The following is a 2,747-nucleotide window of genomic DNA, read 5'->3' as shown; positions in this document are numbered from 1 at the left end:
CCCCCCTTCCTCCCCTCGGCCCAAGGACACGCAGCGCAGACGCCCGCCGTCCACGGGGGTTCGGCAATTCACCTTGAAGAACGGCATGCAGCTGCTCGTGCAGCCCGATCGCCGGGCGCCCACGGCGGTGCACATGGTCTGGTTGCGGGTCGGCGCGATGGACGAGGTGGACGGCACCTCCGGCGTGGCCCACGCGCTGGAGCACATGATGTTCAAGGGCTCCAAGACCGTGCCGCCGGGCGAGTTCTCGCGCCGCGTGGCTGCGCTGGGCGGGCAGGAAAACGCCTTCACCAGCCGCGACTACACCGGCTATTACCAGCAGATCCCCGCGAACCGGCTGGAAGATGTGATGAAGCTCGAAGCCGACCGCTTCGCCAACAACCAGTGGCCCGACGCCGAGTTCAAGCGCGAGATCGAGGTGGTCAAGGAAGAGCGCCGCATGCGCACCGAAGACCAGCCCCGGGCCGCGCTCATCGAGCAGCTCTACGCCGCCACGTTCATCGCCTCGCCCTACCGCCGGCCCGTCGTCGGCTGGATGAGCGATCTCGATGCCATGACCGCCGACGACGTGCGCGCCTTCCACCGCCAGTGGTACGTGCCGGCCAACGCGGTCGTCGTGGTGGCCGGCGACGTGGACCCCGACAAGGTCCGCGTGCTGGCTGAAAAGTACTACGGCCGCATTCCCGTGCGCGCCGTGCCGGCCCGCAAGCCGCGCGCGGAGCCCGTGCAGCAGGGCATCCGCCGCATCGCCTACAAGGCGCCGGCCGAGCAGGCCTATGTGGCCCTGGCGTTCCGCGCGCCGAGCATCACGCGCCTGGAGAACATGGCCGATAGCGACCGCGATGCGCTGTCGCTGCTGGTGCTGTCGGCCGTGCTCAGCGGCTACGACGGCGCGCGCCTGGAGCGCGCCTTGAGCCAGGGCCCCGACCGTGTGGCCGACAGTTCGGACAGCTCCGCCTCCGTCGTGGGCCGCGGCCCCAGCGTGTTCCTGCTGACCGGCGTGCCGGCCCCCGGCAAGACCCCGCAGCAGGTCGAGGACGCCCTGCGCGCCGAGGTCGCCCGCATCGCCCGCGAAGGCGTGAGCGAGGCCGAACTGGCCCGCGTGAAGACGCAGTGGGCGGCCTCCACCATCTACCAGCGCGATTCGCTGCAAAGCCAGGCCAGCGACCTGGGCAGCAACTGGGTGCAGGGCCTGCCGCCCGACGCCGACGCGCGCCTGATCGCCCTGCTGCGCGCGGTGACGCCCGCCCAGGTGCAATCGGTGGCGGCCCGCTACTTCGGCGACGACCAGCTCACCGTGGGCACGCTGCTGCCGCAACCCATGGCCCCTGGTGCCAAGCGCGCCGCCCCCGCAGCCGGCGCCGACGGGCGGATGCATTGATGAGAACGCGCAGGACACCCCCCATGAAAACCTTCCAACGCATGGCCGCACGCGCGTGTCTCGCCTTTGCCGGGGCCTTGTGCCTGGCCCACCCCGCCTGGGCGCTGCTACCCATCCAGCACTGGACGGAGCCGAGCGGCGCCCGCGTCTGGCTGGTGGAGAGCCCGGCCATTCCGATGGTCGACGTGCAGGTGGACTTCGATGCCGGCGCGCGCCGTGACCCGGCCGCGCAGGCCGGTCTGGCGAGTGCCGTGGCGGCCATGTCTTCCAAGGGCGTGCGCGCCCAGGGCGATGAACCCGCCATGGACGAAAACGCGCTCGGCGAAGCCTGGGCCGATCTGGGCGCGAGCTTCGAGGCTGCGGCCGACCGCGACGGCCTGAGCTTTTCGCTGCGCTCGCTCACCGAGCCCGACCTGCTGGACCGCGCGGCGCGGCTCGCAGCCCGGCAACTGGCCCAGCCGAGCTTTCCGCAGGACATCTGGCAGCGCGAGCGTTCACGTTGGGCCGCTGCTTTGAAAGAGTCCGAAACCCGCCCCGGCACGGCCGCGGCCAAGGCCTTCGGCAGCGCGGTGTACGGCAGCCACCCCTACGGCCAGCGCACGACGCCCGACACCCTGGGCCGCATCGAGATCGCGGACATGCAGGCCTACCACGGGCGCTACGTCGAGACCTGCCGGGCCCGCGTGAGCATCGTCGGGGCCGTCACGCGCCCACAGGCGCAGGCGCTGGTGGCCACGCTGCTGTCGCAGATGCCTGCGCGCGATCCCGCCACCTGCCAGCCGCTGCCGCCCGTGCCCGACGTGCAGGCGCTGGCCGCGCCGGTGCAGCAGGACATTCCCTTCGCCTCGGCGCAGGCCCATGTGCTGATCGGCCAGCCGGGCTTCGCGCGGCGCGACCCTGACTTTTTGGCCCTGCTTGTGGGCAACCACATCCTGGGCGGCGGCGGATTCACCTCGCTGCTCACCAGCGAGGTGCGCGAAAAGCGCGGCCTGAGCTACAGCGTGTACAGCCAGTTCTCGCCGGGCCTGAACACTGGCGTCTTCCTGGTCGGGCTGCAGACCCGTCCCGACCAGGCCGCCGAGGCCGTGAAGGTGTCGCGCGACGTGCTCGCGCGCTTCGTGGCGCAGGGCCCGACCGAGGCCCAGCTCAAGGCCGCGAAGGACAACCTGATCGGCGGCTTCGCGCTGCGCATCGACAGCAACCGCAAGCTGCTGGCCAACGTCGTCAACATCGCGTGGAACGACTTGCCGCTGGATTACCTGGAGCACTGGACCGACCGCGTGCAGGCCCTGACGGCCGCCGATGTGCGCGCCGCCATGGCGCGCAAGCTGCAGCCCGACCGCATGGTCACCGTGGTGGTCGGGGG

At 71.5% G+C, this 2,747-nt stretch carries 2 protein-coding genes; both read left to right on the top strand.

What is annotated here, in order from left to right:
• A partial coding sequence (locus tag AC27IO_RS22555; RefSeq protein ID WP_498740872.1) for a M16 family metallopeptidase occupies positions 1-1,381 on the top strand: 1,381 nt, incomplete at its 5' end.
• A gap of 23 nt (positions 1,382-1,404) precedes the next feature.
• Positions 1,405-2,747: M16 family metallopeptidase (locus AC27IO_RS22550; RefSeq protein WP_498740870.1), on the top strand; the 1,343-nt coding region annotated here is incomplete at its 3' end.

It is taken from the genome of Acidovorax sp. KNOB132, from assembly GCF_057541515.1.
This window is presented reverse-complemented; position numbering and strand designations above follow the sequence as displayed.